Below are 17,815 nucleotides of genomic sequence, written 5' to 3' on the forward strand. Positions count from 1 at the left end.
GGGCGCTGCGCCCGGCCGGCCCCGCCGTTGCGTCGTCACCGGCGCCGGTCGATACGGCGCCAGATCACGGCCGCGCCGACGACGCAGGCGCCCGCCGCACCCACGATCAGTACCGGCCGCGGGTGGCGCATCGCGGCGCCCACGGCGGACCGCACCGGCCGCGGTACCCGCACGTCGTGCTCGACGGCGTGACCGGCCTGTGCCGCCCGGTCCTGCAGGGCGTGCCCGCCCCGGCCGGCCTGCTCCTGCACCAGGTGTCCGGCCTTCGCCATCCGTTCCTGCGCGTCGTGGCCGGCCCGCACGGCGCGGTCCTGCATCACGTGCCCGGCCTTGGCCGCCCGGTCCTGCACCCCGTGGCCCGCGTGGGCGGCGCTGGCGCGCAGCTGCACGGTCATGGCGCCGGCCTTGTCCCTCAGGTCGGCGGCCCGGGCGCGGGCCCGGCCCTTCACATCGGCCCGGTCCACCAGCTGGGCGACGGTGTCACCGAGCTGGCTCCGGGTGTGTTCGATCTGCTGCCGCAGCTCGTCGGGGCCCTTGGCGCCCGAGCCGTGCGGATTGCTGTGCTTCATCGGTGTGCCCTTTCCCTGATCACGTCGACGTCCGCCCTGACGCTGCCCAGCGTCTGCTCGGGTGCGGGTGGGGCGGCGCGGCGCAGCTGGGCGCGTCCGGCCGCGGCCAGCAGGGCGGCCACGGCGAAATAGACCGCGGCCACGACGAGTGCCGCCGCCCACACGGGCAGGGTCAGGGAGAGTCCGGCGGTGGCCGCTGCGGCCAGGGCGAACAGGCCGACGTACCCGACGGCACCCGCTGCGCCCAGCAGGCCGCCGCCACGCCCGGCACGGCGGCCCTTCTCGGTCAGCTCCTCCTTGGCGAGGGCCACCTCCTGGCGCAGGAGCCGGGAGAGCTGTTCGGTGGCCCGGCCGACGAGTTCGCCCGTGGAGGGGTGCCCGTCGGCGGCGGGCCGTGCCTGCGGGGTCACGGTCACGGTGTTCCGCCTCCTCTCTGCGCGGAACCTCCGGGTACCCGGGCCGAAGGTCTTTAGCCGTGCTCACCGCCTCCGGCGCCGCGTTCGCCGAGGCGGGCGAGTTGGGTCTGGAACCAGTCGGGACGCGCCCGCAATTAGGCGGCCCCGGCAAGGAGTTCGGGCACGCCCAGCCCTGCGGTGGGCCTCAACCCGGCGGCCCTGCGGCAGGCCTCGACCCGGCGGGGCCGGCGCCGGTACCGCGACGGCTGCCGCGAGCACCCTCAGCCGAGCGGCCGCACCACGGCGACCCCGGCGGCCAGTGCCTTGCCGAGCTTCATGGCACCCACCTCCCATGACCTGGCGTCGGTGACCCTCCGGCCATAGTGACGCATAAACGGCCGAGTCGGACACCGGACCGTCGATCACATCCCGAAGAGGTTAGCAATGCTTAGGGATACTCGGTAGAAGAATTAAGTAGAGCTTCATCGAAGTGGTGCCGAGACTACTCCCATGACGAGCACCCGCAAGCCCGCACCCTTCGGCCGCGCCCTCTGCGCGATGATCACACCCTTCACCGAGGACGGCGCGCTGGATGTGCCGGGCGCCCAGCGGCTGGCCGCCCGGCTCGTGGCGGAGGGCTGCGACGGCCTGGTCCTCAGCGGCACCACCGGCGAGTCCCCCACCACCACCGACGAGGAGAAGACCCGGCTGGTGGCCGCCGTACGGGAGGCGGTCGGCGACCGGGCCACGCTGGTCGCGGGCGTGGGCACCTCCGACACCCGGCACACGGTGGAGCTGGCGCTCGCGGCCGGCAAGGCGGGCGCCGACGGCCTCCTGGTCGTGACGCCCTACTACAGCCGGCCCCCACAGGAGGCGGTGGCCGCCCACTTCCGCCAGGTCGCCGACGCGGGCGAACTGCCGGTGATGCTCTACGACATCCCGGGCCGCACCGGCACCCGGATCGAACCGGACACCATGATCCGTCTGGCGCAGCACCCGCGGATCGTGGCCGTCAAGGACTGCTCCTACGACTTCCTCGGCATCCAGAAGGTGCTGGGGCAGACGGAGTTGGCGTACTACGCGGGCTGCGACGAGCACGTGCTGGCGCTGTACGCGGTCGGCGGGGCGGGCTGTGTGAGCACGGTCGCGAACGCCGCACCGGCGCACATGGCCTCGATCCTGGCCGCGTTCGACGCCGGTGACACCGCGCGGGCGACGGAACTCCAGCTGGCGGCCATGCCGTTGATCGAGGCGGTGATGGACTCGGGCCTGCCCGGCACGGTCACCGCGAAGGCCCTCCTGGACCGCCTCGGGCTGCCCGCCGGGCCGGTGCGCGCACCGCTGCTGCCCGCCGGCCGGGAGACGGCCGACGGGCTGCTGGCGCGGTACGAGGCACTCACCGCGAACTGATCAGGTGTCCCGGTCAGCACGTACCGGTCGCCGCGATCCCGACGCGAGCCGGTCGACGCGAGCCAGTCGCCGCGAGCTGATCAGCACGTGCCGGTCAGCGCGCGCCGGTCAGCGTCGGGCGAAGACCGGCTGCCACGACTCCCGCAGGGCGCCGGGCTTGTCGGGCTCCCGGACGCCGCTCAGCGGTACGACCTCGTCGCTGCCGATCGTGACCAGCACGAGCCGGGGACGGTACTCCTCCTCCAGACTCGTCACCCGTTCCCAGGCAATCAGGTGCTTGTCGTCGGCCCAGGCGAGCAGGTGGCCTCCGCGCACCTTGGTGATCTCCTTGCCCGTACGGGGATCGCGGACGGAGGAGTAGGACTTGCCGGGGTTCCCGGCGACCTCCTTCGTCAGGCCGAGGGCGGCGAGCCTGCCGCTCGGGGACAGCCGCGCGGGCACGTCGGACCGCAGGAACTTCTCGTCCGCGGGCGGCACGGTCTTGTGGCCCTCGAGGTCGTAGAACTGCTGCAGACCGTCCCGGCCGCCGATGTACTGCGCGTACACGGACCGGGCGTTGCGGCTGTAGGCGAAGTCCGCGCGGGGGTTGAGGTCGCGGTCCGGTGCGACCGGGCTCCAGGAACCCGCGCCGGAGGCCACGTCGAGGTCGTAGAACCCGGACCGGCTCGAGTCACCGAACCTGACCCCCCACATCCACGTCGTCCTGCCGTCCTCGTCGTGCAGCCTCTCCTTGACCCGCAGGTCGGGGTTCTCGCCGTACGTCGTCGCGAGGAGCCGGGTGCCGTCGTACGAGAACGCGAGCCCGCCGACGCCGTGCCGGACCGGGATCCACCGCTCGACCTCCCCCGTCGCGAGGTCGAGCAGTCCGATCCGGTGGGCGGGCAGGTTCCGCTCCAGCACGGCGGCGGTCTTCAGGCCGGGGGCGACCGTGACGAAGGACCAACGTGCGTCCTTCTTGTACTTCCCGGTCCTGGGGTCGAGCAGCCAGTAGGTACGCGCCGCCACACCCCGCTCGTCGGTGCGCTGCTGCAACTCCGCCGTGTAGTAGGCGGCGAGCACGGTGTCCCCGGCCCCGATCCGGTCGCGCGGCGGTGACTGGTCCGGGTGGGCCCGGACCCCACCCGAGTCCAGCGCCCCGGACGGCCGCGCGTCCGTCCCGGTGGCGGAGTCCAGCAACGGCACGCCCACGGCGATCGCGACCACGGCGGCGGTGGCCGCGGCGACGGACGCCAGCCTGCGGTTCCGGCGGCGCCGGTGCGCCCCGAGCACCCGGTCGGCGAGTCCCGGCGGCGCCGGCGGCTGGCCGTCGGCCTGGTCCCGCAGCGTCTCGCGCACGAGTTCCTCCACGTTCACGAACGCACCTCCACGGGCGAGAAGTCACGGGACGGCCGCTGCGGCCGGGGGCCGACCGCCGCCAGCTCGGGCGCCAGCTCGCGGAGCCGGGCCAGCGAGCGGTGGGTGGTGGACCGTACGGTGCCCACGGAGCAGCCCAGGATGCGGGCCACCTCGGCCTCCGGCAGGTCCTCGAAGTAGCGCAGCACCAGCACGGTGCGCTGGCGCGCGGTGAGCCGGGACAGTGCAGTCCGCAGCACCATCCGCGTCTCGGCGGCGCCCGCGGTGTCCGGGGCCTGACCGCCCTCCGGCGGCTCGGCGACCACGACCTCGCGGCGCCGCCACTTCAGCCGCCAGCGGCTGATCTGCTGCCGGTACAGGATCTGCCGGACGTAGGCCTCCGGCTCGTCGATCCGGTGCCACCGCCCGACCGCCTTGACCAGCGCGTTCTGCAGCAGATCCTCGGCGGCGTGGCGGTCCCCGCCGGTCAGCAGGACGGCGGTCTTCAGCAGCGCGGACGACCTGCCGGCCACGAACTCCCGGAAACTCTCCTGCGCTTCGGCATCCATCGTCACCTTCTCTTCCCCCGGGCCCCACCTGTTGTCCGGGCCCTGCACTCCTCCTGACGTGCGTACCGGCCCGTCACTATGCCTGCCCCCGGAAAAAATCTCCGGGCCCGGCGGACGCGCCTGCCCTACGGTGACTGCATGAGCCGCCGCCCCCTGCTGTTCCTCGACGTGGACGGCCCCCTCAACCCGTACGCGGCCCGGCCGGAACACCGGCCGGAGGGCTACACGACGATCCGGGTGCCGCTCGGGTACCGGCGCCCCCTGCGGGTCTGGCTGAACCCGGACCACGGCCCGGCCCTGCTCCGGCTCGGCTACGAGCTGTGCTGGGCGACGAGCTGGATGGCCGAGGCCAACACCTGGATCGCCCCGGTGCTGGGCCTGCCCGCACTGCCGTACGTCGACTTCGGCAGGGGCCTGTTCGCCGAGCGCCCGGACGGCGTCCACTGGAAGACGGAGGCGATCATGGCGTACGCCGGGGACCGCCCGTTCGCCTGGGTGGACGACGAGCAGAGCCGGGCGGACCTCGCGTACGTGACGGCGCACCACCCCGCCCCGGCCCTCCTGCATCACGTCGACCCGCGCATCGGCCTCCGGGATTCCGACTTCACGGCCCTGAGAGCCTTCACCACGCCCCAGCCCCTCTGACCGACGCCCCCGCCCGCACGACCGGGATCCCTCCCGGACACGGCGAAGCACCCCTGCCCGGACGGCGAGGGGCGCTCCGGAGGACGTCGTACGTCAGTTGTGGCGGTTCTGATTGCGGTGCAGGTCAGGGGGCTGGTCCGCCCCCTTTGGTGGCCCCGCCCCGTTCGCAGGCGAGGCCACCGCGCTAGGGAGCGGGCTCGAAGGTCACCGTGGTGCCGGGGCACGCCTCCGCGAGTTGGGTGAGTGCCTCGCGTTCGACGGCGTCGACGGTGAGTCCCCAGCGGAGCTTGGTCGCGACCCACTCGGAGGTGTATCGGCAGGTGACGTCGACGGCCGGCGGCAGCCACTCGGCCGGGTCCTGGTCCGCCTTGCTGCGGTTCGAGGCCGCGGAGACAGCGACCAGGGAGGCCGGGACGGCGAGGTCGTTGGCGTACGCCTCACGCCGCTGAGCGGTCCACTGCGACGCCCCGGAATCCCAGGCCTCGGCCAGCGGCACCATGTGGTCGACGTCCAAAGCGGACGCGGGGGTCAGCCACTTGGCGTCGTAGTACGACCACCATCGCCCCCCTGAGAGCTTGCAGCCGGGGAGGACCTGCGGCGGGTCCACGGCCTCGGAGATGAGCACCTCCGCTCGTGTGTTGCATCCGTCGGTGGGGTTCTGGCCCGCGTTCCAGTGCTTGAAGCTGGTGCGCTGGTAGCCGTCCCGCACTTCCGCCGCGAGGGGAAGGACATGGACCGCGGCCGACATCGGCAGTGTGTAGCTCGGGACGGACCGATCACGCGCGTGGGCCGGCGTGGGTGCCACGAGGGGCACGGCGACAAGTGCGGCCGCAATCGCGACGCGCCTGAGGTTGCTGATCACGCACCGCAGGATTGACTGAAAGTACTTCAATCATGGGATTCGACTCGAACGAATGAGCCGAACAGGTGCGTGCGTTCACCTGGTAGGTGTGCCACCTGTGCGTGTCGGAGTAGTCGCCGCACGGCCCACTAGGGGGTACGCATAGGCACGCTGGACGCACGAGCGCCCTCCCGGGCCGTCCTGTGGCCGCGGAAGGGCGCTCATAGATGACCGACGCCGACAACTGCCGACAGCTCGGCAGCAGGTCAGGGCGTTGATCGAGGAGGCGGCCGCAGGTCACGGCCACCCATGATCAGTTGTGGCTGTGCAGGATGTCGTTCAGGCCGCCCCACACCGCGTTGTTCGGGCGGGCCTCGACGGTGCCGGTGACCGAGTTGCGGCGGAAGAGGATGTTGGAGGCGCCGTTCAGCTCGCGGGCCTTGACGATCTGGCCGTCGGGCATGGTGATGCGGGTGCCCGCGGTGACGTACAGGCCGGCCTCGACCACGCACTCGTCGCCGAGCGCGATGCCGACGCCCGCCTCGGCGCCGATCAGGCAGCGCTCGCCGATGGAGATGATCACGTTGCCGCCGCCGGACAGGGTGCCCATCGTGGAGGCGCCGCCGCCGATGTCGGAACCGTTGCCGATCACGACGCCCGCGGAGATCCGGCCCTCGACCATCGACGTGCCGAGGGTGCCGGCGTTGAAGTTGACGAAGCCCTCGTGCATGACCGTCGTGCCCTCGGCGAGGTGCGCGCCCAGGCGGACCCGGTCGGCGTCGGCGATGCGGACGCCCTTGGGGGCGACGTAGTCCGTCATGCGCGGGAACTTGTCGATCGAGGTCACCTGCAGGTGCAGGCCCTCGGCGCGGGCGTTCAGGCGCACCTTCTCGACGTCGTCCACGGCGACCGGGCCGAGCGAGGTCCAGGCGACGTTGGCGAGGTGGCCGAAGATGCCGTCCAGGTTCTGCCCGTGCGGCTTGACCAGGCGGTGCGAGAGCAGGTGCAGGCGCAGGTAGACGTCGTGCGCGTCGAGCGGCTTGTCGTCGAGCGAGGCGATGACCGTGCGCACCGCGACCACCTCGACGCCCCGGCGGGTGTCCGGGCCGGTCGCCGCGGTCGCGCCGCCGCCCAGCAGCTCCGCCGCCTGCTCGGCGGACAGCCGCTCGGTGCCGGCCGGGCCGGGCTCCTCGACCAGCTCGGGGGCCGGGAACCAGGTGTCGAGAACGGTGCCGTCGGAGGCGATCGTGGCGAGGCCGGCGGCGACGGCGCCGGTGGTACGGGTTGCAGACTCGGTCATGGGAGAAAACCTAACGTGGGCGGGGTGGTGAGGGCGAACCGCGTCTCACGTGCCGGGCGGGGTTCAGGGGATCAGCCGAGCCAGGAGGGCGCGCGCGTGCTCCTCGTCGTACGAACCGCCCGTCAGCAGCACCTGCAGGCAGATGCCGTCCATCAGCGCGAGCAGGGCGCGTGCCGTGACCGGGTCGGTGCGCCGGGCCAGCAGCGCGGCCGCCTGCTCGGTCCACTCGGCGGCGACGGGACGCAGCGCGGGGCGGCGCAGGGCCGCCAGGTACAGCTCGTACTCCAGCTCCACGCCGGTGCGGTCGCCGCCCAGCCACTGCCCGAGGGCCCGGGCGAGTTCCGTGGCGAGATCACCCCGGGCGTCTTCGGGCAGGCGCTCGGCCAGTACCCGGCCGAAGCCCTCGTTCGCCTGCCGCAGCGCGGCCACCAGCAGCTCTTCCAGGGTGGCGAAGTGGTACGTCGTGGAGCCGAGCGGTACGTCGGCCTCGGTGGCGGCCGTACGGTGGCTCAGCCCGGCGATGCCGTCCCGGCCGACCACGCGGATCGCCGCGTCGATGATCCGCTGCCGGCGCTCGGGGTCGAATCGGCGGGGCATCAGTGCGTCGCCCCGCCCAGGTTCAGGACCACCACTCCGCCGATGATCAGCACGATCCCGGCGACCTTGGTCAGGCTCAGCCCTTCGCCGTACAGCAGCAGGCCGAGGACGGCGATGGCCGCGGTGCCCACCCCGGACCAGATGGCGTACGCCGTGCCGATCTGCACGGTCTTCAGGGTCTGGGCGAGCAGCGCGAAGGAGACGACGTAGCCGAGCGCCGTCAGGAGGGAGGGCCAGAGCCTGCTGAATCCCTCGGTGTACTTCATCGCCGTCGTCGCGGCGACCTCGGCGGCTATGGCGCCGGCGAGCAGCAGATATCCCATGCGTACAAGCGTACACACCGGATGCGTACGGATGTACACAATGAGAAAGTCACACTTTCGGGTCAGAGTCGGAGCGGAAACACCCCTCGTCCGGCGCCGGGTTCACTAGCGTCCACCCCCCGGCACCACGGCACACACGCCTCCCCCTTACACGCCCCGGTTGCCGCCCGGCGGCGACGGAGAACCACGCATGCCCGAGAACAGCCCCCTCGTCCCGCAGCAGCCGGACGGCGACCCCAGGAACGCCGCCACCCGGCCGGCCAGGAGACGGATACTCCGGCCGGCCGGCGTGCTGGCCCTGGCGGCCGTCGCCGCCGGTGTCACCGCGATGGCCGTGCACGGCGGAGCCCCGCAGACGCGGGCGACCCCACAGGCGCACCGGGCGCCCACGGCGAACGCGGCTCCCGCCGACGGCGGCCCCGGTGAGCACCCCTCCGTCTCCCCGTCGGACGACTCCCCGCCGGGGGCCTCCCCGTCGGCGCGGGCGAACGCCCCCGGAAAGCGCGGCGGTCCCGCGTCGCCGACGGCTCCGAGGGCCGTCGAGTCCCCCGTGATCCCCACCGCCCAGCCGACCCCGACGACCGCGAAGCGGCCTTTCCCACGACGGAGTTCACCTCAGGCCACGGGCCGGGCGACCGCCGTCCGCTCCCTCAACCGGCCCGACGGCTACTGGCGCCTCGGCGGCGACGACGTGCGGCTCGGCCCGGTCACCTCGGCAGCCGGCCGCCGCGCCGCCACTTTCAAGCTGGTCAAGGGTCTGGCGGACGCCCACTGCTACTCCTTCGCCACGGCCGACGGGCGGTACCTGCGCACCCGGAACTCCGTGCTGCGCGCCGGACACGACGACGGCTCACGCCCGTTCGCCCGGGACGCCACCTTCTGCCCCCACCCCTCCGCCTTCACCGGCGCGACCGCGCTGGAATCGGCCGCCCACCCCGGCCGCTTCCTGCGCCACCAGAACTCCGGGCTGCGGCTGGACCCGTACCGCGACACCGGCTCCTACCGGGCGGACTCGGCGTTCCTGCTGGTCGACGGGGCGCCCTGAGCACACGGAAGCGGCGGCACCCGAGGGGTGCCGCCGCTTCCCGCGCACAGTGTTCTCAGACGTTGAACCCGAGCGCCCGGAGCTGCTCCCGGCCATCGTCCGTGATCTTGTCCGGACCCCACGGCGGCATCCAGACCCAGTTGATGCGCAGCTCGTTGACCAGGCCGTCCGTGGCGGACTTGGCCTGGTCCTCGATGACGTCCGTCAGCGGGCAGGCCGCCGACGTCAGGGTCATGTCGATCGTCGCGATGTTCGCGTCGTCGATGTGGATGCCGTAGATCAGGCCGAGGTTGACGACGTCGATGCCCAGCTCGGGGTCGACGACGTCGTACAGCGCCTCGCGGAGTTCTTCCTCCGAGGCCGGTTTCATCTCAGCGGTCTCGCTCATGCCGTCTTCCTTTCGGCGTCGGCGCCACCCAGCGCCTGGGCCGTCGCGTCCTTCCACGCCATCCAGCTCAGGAGGGCGCACTTGACCCGGGCGGGGTACTTGGAGACACCGGCGAACGCGACCGCGTCCTCCAGGATGTCCTCCATCGCGTCGTCCGGCTCGATCCTGCCCTTGGACTGCATCAGCTCCAGGAAGGTCTCCTGGATCTTCTGCGCGTCGGACAGGTCCTTGCCGACCAGCAGCTCGTTGAGTACGGACGCGCTGGCCTGGCTGATCGAGCAGCCCTGACCCTCGTACGACACGTCCTCGATCCTCGCGCCGTCGTACTTCACGCGGAGGGTGATCTCGTCGCCGCACGTCGGGTTCACATGGTGCACCTCGGCGTCGCCATCGCGCAGACCACGCCCGTGCGGGTTCTTGTAGTGGTCCAGGATGACGTCCTGGTACATCGAGTCCAGCTTCACTGTGTCAGCTCACGCCTCTCAGCCGAAGAAGTTCCGTACGTGCTCCAGGCCGTCGACCAGTGCGTCGATCTCGGCCGGCGTGGAGTACAGATAGAACGACGCTCGCGTGGTCGCAGGAATTCCGTAGCGGAGGCAGACCGGACGCGCGCAGTGGTGACCGACCCGGACCGCGATGCCCTGCTCGTCCAGCACCTGGCCCACGTCGTGCGGGTGGATGTCCCCGAGGGTGAAGGAGATCGCGGCGCCCCGGTCCTCGGCCGTCGTCGGGCCGATGATCCGCAGGTCGGGCACCTCGGCGAGCCGCTGCACCGCGTACTCGGTGAGCGCGTGCTCGTGGGCGAGGATCTTGTCCATGCCGATCGACTGGAGGTAGTCGATCGCCGCGCCCAGGCCGACCGCCTGCGCGATCGGGGGCGTGCCCGCCTCGAACTTGTGGGGTGCCGGGGCGTAGGTGGAGGAGTGCATCGAGACGGTCTCGATCATCTCGCCGCCGCCCAGGAAGGGGGGCAGGTCCTCCAGCAGCTCCTGACGGCCCCACAGGACGCCGATGCCGGTCGGGCCGCACATCTTGTGGCCGGTGAAGGCCACAAAGTCGGCCTGCAGGGCCTGCACGTCCAGTGGCATGTGCGGAGCGGCCTGGGAGGCATCGATGCAGACGAGGGCACCGACCTCCTGAGCACGCCGGATTATCGTCTCGACCGGGTTGAGCGTGCCGAGGATGTTGGACACCAGCACGAAGGAGACGATCTTCGTCTTCTCGGTGATGACCTCGTCGATGTTGCTCAGGTCGAGCCGGCCGTCGTCGGTCAGGCCGAACCACTTCAGCTTCGCGCCCGTGCGCTGCGCCAGCAGCTGCCACGGCACGATGTTGGAGTGGTGCTCCATCTCCGTGATGACGATCTCGGTCTCGTGGTCCACCCGGTAGGGCTCGTCGGCCCAGCCCAGCATGTTCGCCACGAGGTTCAGCGACTCGGAGGCGTTCTTGGTGAAGATCACCTCGTCGCGGCTGGGCGCGTTGATGAACGCGGCGACCTTGTCGCGCGCGCCCTCGTACAGCGCCGTGGCCTCCTCGGCGAGCACATGCACACCGCGGTGGACGTTGGCGTTGTAGCGCTCGTAGTACTCGCTCAGGGCGTCCAGCACCTGGCGCGGCTTCTGCGAGGTCGCCGCGTTGTCCAGGTACACGAGCTTCTTGCCGTCGTGGACCTGACGGTCCAGAACGGGGAAGTCCTTGCGGATCGCCTCGGTGTCGAGGAGGCCCGGCAGCTGTGTCACGCGGATGCGCCACCCTTCACGTATGCCTCGTAGCCCTCGTTCTCCAGCTTGTCCGCCAGCTCGGGGCCGCCGGACTCGACGATGCGGCCGCCGGCGAACACGTGGACGTGGTCGGGCTTGATGTAGCGCAGGATGCGCGTGTAGTGCGTGATCAGCAGGGTGCCGACCTCGCCGGTCTCGCGGACGCGGTTGACGCCCTCGGAGACGATGCGGAGCGCGTCGACGTCCAGGCCGGAGTCGGTCTCGTCGAGGATCGCCATCTTCGGCTTGAGCAGCTCGAGCTGGAGGATCTCGTGGCGCTTCTTCTCACCGCCGGAGAAGCCCTCGTTGACGTTGCGCTCGGCGAAGGAGGGGTCCATGTTGAGGCGCTCCATGGCCTCCTTGACCTCCTTCACCCAGGTGCGCAGCTTGGGGGCCTCGCCGCGGATGGCGGTGGCGGAGGTGCGCAGGAAGTTGGAGACCGAGACGCCGGGGACCTCGACCGGGTACTGCATCGCCAGGAACAGGCCGGCGCGGGCGCGCTCGTCGACGGACATCTCCAGGACGTCCTCGCCGTCGAGGGTGACGGTGCCGCCGGTGACGGTGTACTTCGGGTGACCCGCCAGGGAGTAGGCGAGGGTCGACTTGCCGGAGCCGTTGGGGCCCATGATGGCGTGCGTCTCGCCCTGCTTCACGGTGAGGTCGACGCCCTTGAGGATCTCCTTCGTGGCGTTGTCGGCCTCGACGGTGACGTGCAGGTCTCGGATTTCAAGCGTTGCCATGGGTGCCTCAGGACTCCTGGGTGAGGGAGACGAGAACGTCGTCCCCTTCGATCTTGACGGGGTATACGGGGACGGGGCGCGTCGCGGGGAGGCCGGACGGCTTGCCGGTGCGCAGGTCGAAGGCGGAGCCGTGCAGCCAGCACTCGATCTGGCAGTCCTCCACCTCTCCCTCGGAGAGGGAGACGTTCGCGTGGGAGCAGATGTCGTGGATCGCGAACACCTCGCCCTCGGTCTTCACGACCGAGACCGGCGTGCCGTCGAGTTCCACCCGCTTCGGGGTGTCCTCCTCCAGCTCGCTCAGCCCGCAGGCCCGGACGAAACGGGCACGGTCGATCGACGTCATGCGACCGAAGCCTCCAGCTCTTCGTCGATCTTGGCGAGCAGGCGCTCCTCGATGTCGGCGACACCGATCTGCTGGACCAGCTCGGCGAAGAAGCCGCGGACCACCAGACGGCGGGCCTCCTGCTCCGGGATGCCGCGGGCCATCAGGTAGAAGAGCTGCTCGTCGTCGAAGCGGCCGGTCGCGGAGGCGTGGCCGGCGCCGACGATCTCGCCGGTCTCGATCTCCAGGTTCGGCACCGAGTCGACGCGCGCCCCGTCCGTGAGGACCAGGTTGCGGTTCATCTCGTAGGTGTCCGTGCCCTCGGCCGCGGCCTCGATGAGCACGTCGCCGATCCAGACCGCGTGCGCGTCGTCGCCCTGGAGCGCGCCCTTGTAGACGACGTTCGACTTGCAGTGCGGGGCGTTGTGGGTGACCAGCAGGCGGTGCTCCTGGTGCTGGGCCGCGTCGGTGAAGTACAGGCCGAACAGCTCGGCCTCGCCGCCGGGGCCGGCGTACTCCACGCGCGGGTGCAGACGCACCACGTCGCCGCCGAAGGTGACGACCACGGACTTGAGGGACGCGTCCCGGCCGACCAGCGCGTTGTGCTGGGCGATGTGGACGGCCTTGTCGTCCCAGTCCTGGACGGAGACGACGGTCAGCTTGGCGCCGTCACCGAGGAGGTAGTCGACGTTGGCCGCGAGGACGGCGTCGCCGGTGTGGTCGATGACCACGACGGCCTCGGCGAAGGCGCCCAGCTCGATCACCTGGTGGCCGAAGGCGGTGCCGCCCTGGCCGTGCACGGCGATGCGGATCGGCTCGGTGAGGACGGTCTCCTTGGGGACGGTCACGACCGAGGCCTGCTCGAAGGCGGTGTACGCCTGGGCGGCGACACGGTCCACCGGGGTGCCCGCCCTGCCGAGCCGCGCGTCGTCGCGGCCGACCGACTCGACGGTGACGCCCGCGGGGGCCTGGACGTCGACCTTCACGCCGTCACCCGTGGCGACGGCGGTGCCGTCGTGCAGGCCGCGCAGCCGCTCCAGCGGGGTGAACCGCCACTCCTCCTCACGGCCGTGCGGGACCGGGAAGTCCGCGACGTCGAAGGACGGGGGCGCGCTCATGCGCGAGACGACGGTCGACTCCGCGGCGACCGCGATCGAGCCCGCGGTGGTGGAGCCCACGGGCGGGGGTCCCCCCGCTCGAGCGGAGCCGAGAGTGGGGGAGTTCTGAGCCTCAGCCATGGCTGTCGTATTGCTCGCTTTCTCAGGTCAGTGGCTTGATGGTGGGGCGATGGCGGCTAGCCGACCGCGCCTTCCATCTGCAGCTCGATCAGCCGGTTGAGCTCCAGCGCGTACTCCATGGGCAGTTCCTTGGCGATCGGCTCGACGAAGCCGCGCACGATCATCGCCATCGCCTCGTCCTCGGAGAGACCGCGGCTCATCAAGTAGAAGAGCTGGTCCTCGGAGACCTTGGAGACGGTGGCCTCGTGGCCCATGGAGACGTCGTCCTCGCGGACGTCGACGTACGGGTACGTGTCCGAGCGGGAGATCGTGTCGACCAGCAGCGCGTCGCAGAGCACGTTGGACTTCGAGCCCGGGGCGCCCTCGCCGATCTCGATCAGACCGCGGTAGGAGGTGCGGCCGCCACCGCGCGCGACCGACTTCGAGACGATGTTGGACGACGTGTTCGGCGCCATGTGGACCATCTTGGCGCCCGCGTCCTGGTGCTGGCCCTCGCCCGCGAAGGCGATGGAGAGGGTCTCGCCCTTGGCGTGCTCGCCCATCAGGTAGACGGCCGGGTACTTCATCGTCACCTTGGAGCCGATGTTGCCGTCGACCCACTCCATGGTCGCGCCCTCGTAGGCCACGGCGCGCTTGGTGACCAGGTTGTAGACGTTGTTCGACCAGTTCTGGATGGTCGTGTAGCGGCAGCGGGCGTTCTTCTTGACGATGATCTCGACGACAGCGGAGTGCAGCGAGTCCGACTTGTAGATCGGCGCGGTGCAGCCCTCGACGTAGTGCACGTAGGCACCCTCGTCGACGATGATCAGCGTCCGCTCGAACTGGCCCATGTTCTCCGTGTTGATCCGGAAGTAGGCCTGGAGCGGGATCTCGACGTGCACGCCCTTCGGCACGTAGATGAAGGAGCCACCGGACCACACGGCGGTGTTCAGCGACGCGAACTTGTTGTCACCGGCGGGGATGACCGTGCCGAAGTACTCCTTGAAGAGCTCCGGGTGCTCCTTCAGGGCGGTGTCGGTGTCGAGGAAGATGACGCCCTGCTCCTCCAGGTCCTCGCGGATCTGGTGGTAGACGACCTCCGACTCGTACTGGGCGGCGACACCGGCGACGAGGCGCTGCTTCTCGGCCTCCGGGATGCCCAGCTTGTCGTAGGTGTTCTTGATGTCCTCGGGCAGGTCCTCCCAGGACTCCGCCTGCTTCTCCGTGGAGCGCACGAAGTACTTGATGTTGTCGAAGTCGATGCCCGAGAGGTCCGAGCCCCAGTTGGGCATGGGCTTCTTCTCGAAGAGCTTCAGGCCCTTGAGACGCAGCTTCGTCATCCACTCGGGCTCGGACTTCTTGTCCGAGATGTCGCGGACGACGTCCTCGCTCAGGCCACGGCGCGCGGACGCACCGGCCACGTCGGAGTCGGCCCAGCCGTATTCGTACTTGCCCAGGCCCTCGAGTTCGGGGTGAGCAGTCTCCGTGGGGAGAGTCATGCGGGGTTCCTCCCGGCCGTGCTTGCAGGTGCGTCAGTGGAAATCTTGGGGATGAACGTCGTGCAGACGCCGTCGCCGTGCGCGATGGTCGCCAGTCGCTGGACATGGGTACCCAGCAGCTCGGCGAAGACCTCCGTCTCGGCCTCGCACAGTTGCGGGAACTGTTCCGCGACGTGGGCGACCGGGCAGTGGTGCTGGCACAGCTGTTCGCCGACCGGTGCGCTGCGCGCGGTGGCAGCGTACCCGTCCACGCTCAGCGCCTTGGCCAGCGCCTCCGCGCGTTTGTCCGGGGTCACGGCCTCGATCGCCTTGCGGTACTCGGTCGCCTGGGCGGCGATCCGGGCGCGGGCGAAGGCGGCGACCGCCTCGGGGCCGCCCCCCTGCTCGGCGATCCAGCGGAGCGCGTCCGCGGCGAGCTTGTCGTACGACTGGTCGAAGGCGTCCCGGCCGCAGTCGGTGAGCGCGAAGACCTTGGCGGGCCGGCCGCGCGTGCGCGCGCCGTACACCCGCTGTTCGCGTGCCTCCACGACGTCGTCCGCGACCAGCGCGTCCAGGTGACGCCGGACGGCCGCCTGGGTGAGTCCCAGCCGGCCGGCGAGTTCTGCGACGGTCGACGGCCCGTGGTCCAGGATGGACCGCGCGACCCGGTTGCGGGTGGACCGCTCCCCGGTCGCGAGTTCCTCCTGAGGGGCCCCCGTGGGAGTCTCCCGAGCCTCGCCGACGTTTTTCACAACGCCATTGTTGCGTAATTCCTCAGGGCCTGACAAGCGCCGTCCGGATCACCGCGCGGTGCCCTGCGTCACTTAGGCATACCTAATCTGACCTGCGCAAACGATCTTCTGATCGATCATCCGAGGGGCGCCGCGCGGCCAAACCGGTGGCGCCCGAGGGCCCCGTCAGGAAGACTCCCGAAGCATGTCCGCACCCCCTCCGACCGGCCCTCTTGTCACTCGGGACACCGTCGCCACCCAGCTGCGTCTGCTCGGCGTCGAGACCGGTGAGACGCTCCTCGTGCACTCCTCGCTCAGCTCCCTCGGCTGGGTGAACGGAGGCGCGGTCGCCGTCGTCCAGGGAATCCTCGACGCCCTCGGCCCGTCCGGCACGCTCGTCGTCCCCACCCAGACCGGCGACCAGTCCGACCCGGCCGTCTGGAGCAGTCCGCCGGTGCCCGAGGAGTGGTGGGACCGGATCCGCGCCACCATGCCCCCGTACGACCCGCTGATCACCCCCACCCGCGGGGTCGGCGTCGTCCCGGAGACCGTGCGGACCTGGCCGGGCGCCCTGCGCAGCGCCCACCCGCAGACCTCCTTCGCCGCGGTCGGCCCGCAGGCGAAGCTCGTCACCGACGGGCACGCGACCGACTGCCGGCTCGGCGAGCGCAGCCCGCTGGCCCGGCTGGAACGGATGGGCGCCCGGGTGCTGCTCCTCGGTGCGGGCTACGACTCCTGCACCGCCTTCCACCTGGCCGAGTACCGGATACCGGCGCCGCGCGTCCAGGTCGGCCGGCCCGCGCCCGGCGGCGGCTGGGAGACGGTCGTCGAGGTCTCGATCACCTCGGACCGGTTCGACGAGCTGGGGCACGACTTCGAACGGGACCGGCCCGTCGTCCGCGGCAAGGTGGGTGCGGCCGACGCACGTCTGTTCCCGGTGGCGGACGCGGTGGCCTACGCCGAGCGGTGGCTGCCGCTGCACCGCCCCCGGGAGGAGGAGTTCCCGCCCCCTCCCCCGCTCCCGGCTCCGCTCGAGCGGGGGGACCCCCGCGCCTGAGAGCCGGACGGCGTACCTAGACTCTTGGCTCATGCGAAGTGAGCCCGTGGTCCAGGCCCAGGCCCTGGTGAAGCGGTACGGCACGAAGACCGCGGTGGACGGCCTCGACCTGGTGGCCCAGCCCGGTGTGACGGCCGTACTCGGCCCCAACGGGGCGGGGAAGACGACCACGGTCGAGACCTGCGAGGGGTACCGGAAGCCGGATTCCGGCACGGTGCGCGTCCTCGGTCTGGATCCGGTACGGCAGTCGGCCGAGCTGCGGCCCCGCATCGGGGTGATGCTCCAGTCCGGCGGTGTCTACTCGGGCGCCCGCGCGGACGAGATGCTGCGGCACGTGGCGAAGCTGCACGCGCACCCGCTGGACGTCGACGCCCTCGTCGAACGGCTCGGCCTCGGCTCCTGCGGCCGGACGGGCTACCGCCGGCTGTCCGGCGGCCAGCAGCAGCGGCTCGCGCTCGCCATGGCCGTCGTGGGCCGCCCCGAGCTGGTGTTCCTGGACGAGCCGACCGCGGGGCTCGACCCGCAGGCCCGCCGGGCCACCTGGGACCTGGTCCGCGACCTGCGCGCCGACGGCGTCTCGGTGATCCTCACCACGCACCACATGGACGAGGCCGAGCAGCTCGCCGACGACGTGGCCATCATCGACGGCGGCCGGGTCATCGCCCAGGGCTCCCCGGAGGAGCTGTGCAAGGGCGGCGCCGAGAACACGCTGCGCTTCACCGGCCGCCCCGGCCTGGACGTCGGCTCCCTGCTCAAGGCGCTCCCGGCCGACTGCACGGCCGCCGAGCTGACCCCGGGCGCCTACCGGGTGGTCGGCAAGGTCGACCCCCAGCTGCTGGCCACGGTGACCTCGTGGTGCGCCCAGCACGGCGTGATGCCGGACCGGATCTCGGTGGAACGCCACACCCTGGAAGACGTCTTCCTGGAGCTGACCGGCAAGGAGTTGCGCTCATGAATCCGGCTCGCACAGGAACCGGCCGGGGGTCCGGGGGTCGCCCCCCGGGACGACACAGCCTGGAGCTGACCGGCAAGGAGTTGCGCTCATGAATCCGGCTCGCACAGGAACCGGCCGGGGGTCCGGGGGTCGCCCCCCGGG

21 protein-coding genes are annotated in these 17,815 nt (G+C 71.3%); 5 read left to right on the plus strand and 16 right to left on the minus strand.

The genetic code is table 11. The features are described 5' to 3' along the window. Window positions 1-35: 35 nt before the first annotated feature. Window positions 36-569 (minus strand): DUF3618 domain-containing protein, encoded by a 534-nt coding sequence (locus JK359_RS31465; protein ID WP_201842806.1) that lies wholly within the window; start codon window positions 567-569, stop codon window positions 36-38. Then, a complete protein-coding gene (locus JK359_RS31470) occupies window positions 566-985 on the minus strand; it encodes a phage holin family protein (RefSeq protein ID WP_201842807.1) in 420 nt (139 codons plus the stop codon). Before JK359_RS31470 ends, JK359_RS31465 begins: the two co-directional genes overlap by 4 nt. 489 nt (window positions 986-1,474) lie before the next feature. Here JK359_RS31470 and dapA point away from each other — a divergent pair, with 489 nt between their 5' ends. Further along, entirely contained in the window at window positions 1,475-2,374 is a 900-nt protein-coding gene (gene dapA, locus JK359_RS31475) for a 4-hydroxy-tetrahydrodipicolinate synthase (RefSeq protein WP_201842809.1), read from the plus strand. A gap of 108 nt (window positions 2,375-2,482) precedes the next feature. Here dapA and JK359_RS31480 read toward each other — a convergent pair whose 3' ends face one another. Then, complete coding sequence (locus JK359_RS31480) at window positions 2,483-3,727, minus strand: YncE family protein (protein ID WP_201842811.1); 1,245 nt, start codon at window positions 3,725-3,727, stop codon at window positions 2,483-2,485. Next, the gene (locus JK359_RS31485) at window positions 3,724-4,275 is read right to left on the minus strand and encodes a SigE family RNA polymerase sigma factor (protein WP_201842813.1); all 552 of its coding nucleotides are present in this window, start codon (window positions 4,273-4,275) and stop codon (window positions 3,724-3,726) included. Before JK359_RS31485 ends, JK359_RS31480 begins: the two co-directional genes overlap by 4 nt. Before the next feature lie 138 nt (window positions 4,276-4,413). On the opposite strand from JK359_RS31485, the gene JK359_RS31490 reads away from it, so the two are divergent. Continuing rightward, a complete protein-coding gene (locus JK359_RS31490) occupies window positions 4,414-4,920 on the plus strand; it encodes an HAD domain-containing protein (RefSeq protein WP_201842815.1) in 507 nt (168 codons plus the stop codon). Between the two features lie 184 nt (window positions 4,921-5,104). Here JK359_RS31490 and JK359_RS31495 read toward each other — a convergent pair whose 3' ends face one another. The 4 genes from JK359_RS31495 to JK359_RS31510 all read right to left on the minus strand — a co-directional run bounded on the left by JK359_RS31495 (window position 5,105) and on the right by JK359_RS31510 (window position 7,981). Beyond that, entirely contained in the window at window positions 5,105-5,782 is a 678-nt protein-coding gene (locus JK359_RS31495; protein WP_201842817.1) for an HNH endonuclease family protein, read from the minus strand. Window positions 5,783-6,074: 292 nt separating this feature from the next. After that, window positions 6,075-7,061 (minus strand): 2,3,4,5-tetrahydropyridine-2,6-dicarboxylate N-succinyltransferase, encoded by a 987-nt coding sequence (dapD, locus tag JK359_RS31500; RefSeq protein ID WP_201842819.1) that lies wholly within the window; start codon window positions 7,059-7,061, stop codon window positions 6,075-6,077. Between the two features lie 63 nt (window positions 7,062-7,124). Next, window positions 7,125-7,658 carry a TetR/AcrR family transcriptional regulator gene (locus JK359_RS31505; RefSeq protein ID WP_201842821.1) on the minus strand — a complete coding sequence of 178 codons (534 nt, stop codon included), beginning with the start codon at window positions 7,656-7,658 and terminating at the stop codon, window positions 7,125-7,127. Next, a complete protein-coding gene (locus JK359_RS31510) occupies window positions 7,658-7,981 on the minus strand; it encodes a DMT family transporter (protein WP_201842823.1) in 324 nt (107 codons plus the stop codon). The genes JK359_RS31505 and JK359_RS31510 overlap by 1 nt, the downstream gene beginning before the upstream one ends. Window positions 7,982-8,171: 190 nt before the next feature. Here JK359_RS31510 and JK359_RS31515 point away from each other — a divergent pair, with 190 nt between their 5' ends. Next, entirely contained in the window at window positions 8,172-9,026 is an 855-nt protein-coding gene (locus tag JK359_RS31515) for an AbfB domain-containing protein (protein ID WP_201842830.1), read from the plus strand. Between the two features lie 55 nt (window positions 9,027-9,081). Here JK359_RS31515 and JK359_RS31520 read toward each other — a convergent pair whose 3' ends face one another. The 8 genes from JK359_RS31520 to JK359_RS31555 are packed head-to-tail and all read right to left on the minus strand — an operon-like array spanning window position 9,082 to window position 15,683. Beyond that, on the minus strand, window positions 9,082-9,414 hold the full coding sequence (locus JK359_RS31520) for a metal-sulfur cluster assembly factor (protein WP_031166063.1): 333 nt from the start codon (window positions 9,412-9,414) through the stop codon (window positions 9,082-9,084). After that, window positions 9,411-9,878, minus strand: a complete 468-nt coding sequence (gene sufU / locus JK359_RS31525; protein ID WP_201842832.1) for a Fe-S cluster assembly sulfur transfer protein SufU — start codon at window positions 9,876-9,878, stop codon at window positions 9,411-9,413. The genes JK359_RS31520 and sufU overlap by 4 nt, the downstream gene beginning before the upstream one ends. An 18-nt stretch (window positions 9,879-9,896) precedes the next feature. Continuing rightward, complete coding sequence (locus tag JK359_RS31530; RefSeq protein WP_201842834.1) at window positions 9,897-11,153, minus strand: cysteine desulfurase; 1,257 nt, start codon at window positions 11,151-11,153, stop codon at window positions 9,897-9,899. After that, window positions 11,150-11,914, minus strand: a complete 765-nt coding sequence (gene sufC, locus JK359_RS31535) for a Fe-S cluster assembly ATPase SufC (RefSeq protein ID WP_201842836.1) — start codon at window positions 11,912-11,914, stop codon at window positions 11,150-11,152. Before sufC ends, JK359_RS31530 begins: the two co-directional genes overlap by 4 nt. Window positions 11,915-11,921: 7 nt before the next feature. Then, complete coding sequence (locus JK359_RS31540) at window positions 11,922-12,257, minus strand: non-heme iron oxygenase ferredoxin subunit (protein ID WP_201842838.1); 336 nt, start codon at window positions 12,255-12,257, stop codon at window positions 11,922-11,924. Beyond that, window positions 12,254-13,474 (minus strand): Fe-S cluster assembly protein SufD, encoded by a 1,221-nt coding sequence (sufD, locus tag JK359_RS31545; RefSeq protein WP_201842840.1) that lies wholly within the window; start codon window positions 13,472-13,474, stop codon window positions 12,254-12,256. The genes JK359_RS31540 and sufD overlap by 4 nt, the downstream gene beginning before the upstream one ends. Window positions 13,475-13,530: 56 nt before the next feature. Continuing rightward, window positions 13,531-14,952, minus strand: a complete 1,422-nt coding sequence (gene sufB / locus JK359_RS31550; protein ID WP_201842842.1) for a Fe-S cluster assembly protein SufB — start codon at window positions 14,950-14,952, stop codon at window positions 13,531-13,533. After that, complete coding sequence (locus tag JK359_RS31555; RefSeq protein WP_201842844.1) at window positions 14,949-15,683, minus strand: helix-turn-helix transcriptional regulator; 735 nt, start codon at window positions 15,681-15,683, stop codon at window positions 14,949-14,951. The genes sufB and JK359_RS31555 overlap by 4 nt, the downstream gene beginning before the upstream one ends. 184 nt (window positions 15,684-15,867) lie before the next feature. Between JK359_RS31555 and JK359_RS31560 the strand changes: the two genes are divergently transcribed. Both JK359_RS31560 and JK359_RS31565 read left to right on the plus strand, forming a co-directional pair. Further along, window positions 15,868-16,719, plus strand: coding sequence for an AAC(3) family N-acetyltransferase (locus JK359_RS31560; protein ID WP_201842846.1), 852 nt, complete (start codon window positions 15,868-15,870; stop codon window positions 16,717-16,719). Between the two features lie 31 nt (window positions 16,720-16,750). Then, window positions 16,751-17,674 carry an ABC transporter ATP-binding protein gene (locus tag JK359_RS31565; RefSeq protein WP_201842848.1) on the plus strand — a complete coding sequence of 308 codons (924 nt, stop codon included), beginning with the start codon at window positions 16,751-16,753 and terminating at the stop codon, window positions 17,672-17,674. Window positions 17,675-17,815: the final 141 nt, after the last annotated feature.

This window comes from Streptomyces actinomycinicus, from assembly GCF_016741775.1.
GTDB lineage: Bacteria > Actinomycetota > Actinomycetes > Streptomycetales > Streptomycetaceae > Streptomyces > Streptomyces actinomycinicus.

Coding starts and splice junctions, on each gene's coding strand:
- JK359_RS31465 (WP_201842806.1), bottom strand. CDS start 569: ATGAAGCACAGCAATCCGCACGGCTCGGGCGCCAAGGGCCCCGACGAG.
- dapA (WP_201842809.1), top strand. CDS start 1,475: ATGACGAGCACCCGCAAGCCCGCACCCTTCGGCCGCGCCCTCTGCGCG.
- JK359_RS31485 (WP_201842813.1), bottom strand. CDS start 4,275: ATGGATGCCGAAGCGCAGGAGAGTTTCCGGGAGTTCGTGGCCGGCAGG.
- JK359_RS31490 (WP_201842815.1), top strand. CDS start 4,414: ATGAGCCGCCGCCCCCTGCTGTTCCTCGACGTGGACGGCCCCCTCAAC.
- dapD (WP_201842819.1), bottom strand. CDS start 7,061: ATGACCGAGTCTGCAACCCGTACCACCGGCGCCGTCGCCGCCGGCCTC.
- JK359_RS31505 (WP_201842821.1), bottom strand. CDS start 7,658: ATGCCCCGCCGATTCGACCCCGAGCGCCGGCAGCGGATCATCGACGCG.
- JK359_RS31510 (WP_201842823.1), bottom strand. CDS start 7,981: ATGGGATATCTGCTGCTCGCCGGCGCCATAGCCGCCGAGGTCGCCGCG.
- JK359_RS31515 (WP_201842830.1), top strand. CDS start 8,172: ATGCCCGAGAACAGCCCCCTCGTCCCGCAGCAGCCGGACGGCGACCCC.
- JK359_RS31520 (WP_031166063.1), bottom strand. CDS start 9,414: ATGAGCGAGACCGCTGAGATGAAACCGGCCTCGGAGGAAGAACTCCGC.
- sufC (WP_201842836.1), bottom strand. CDS start 11,914: ATGGCAACGCTTGAAATCCGAGACCTGCACGTCACCGTCGAGGCCGAC.
- JK359_RS31540 (WP_201842838.1), bottom strand. CDS start 12,257: ATGACGTCGATCGACCGTGCCCGTTTCGTCCGGGCCTGCGGGCTGAGC.
- sufD (WP_201842840.1), bottom strand. CDS start 13,474: ATGGCTGAGGCTCAGAACTCCCCCACTCTCGGCTCCGCTCGAGCGGGG.
- sufB (WP_201842842.1), bottom strand. CDS start 14,952: ATGACTCTCCCCACGGAGACTGCTCACCCCGAACTCGAGGGCCTGGGC.
- JK359_RS31560 (WP_201842846.1), top strand. CDS start 15,868: ATGTCCGCACCCCCTCCGACCGGCCCTCTTGTCACTCGGGACACCGTC.
- JK359_RS31565 (WP_201842848.1), top strand. CDS start 16,751: ATGCGAAGTGAGCCCGTGGTCCAGGCCCAGGCCCTGGTGAAGCGGTAC.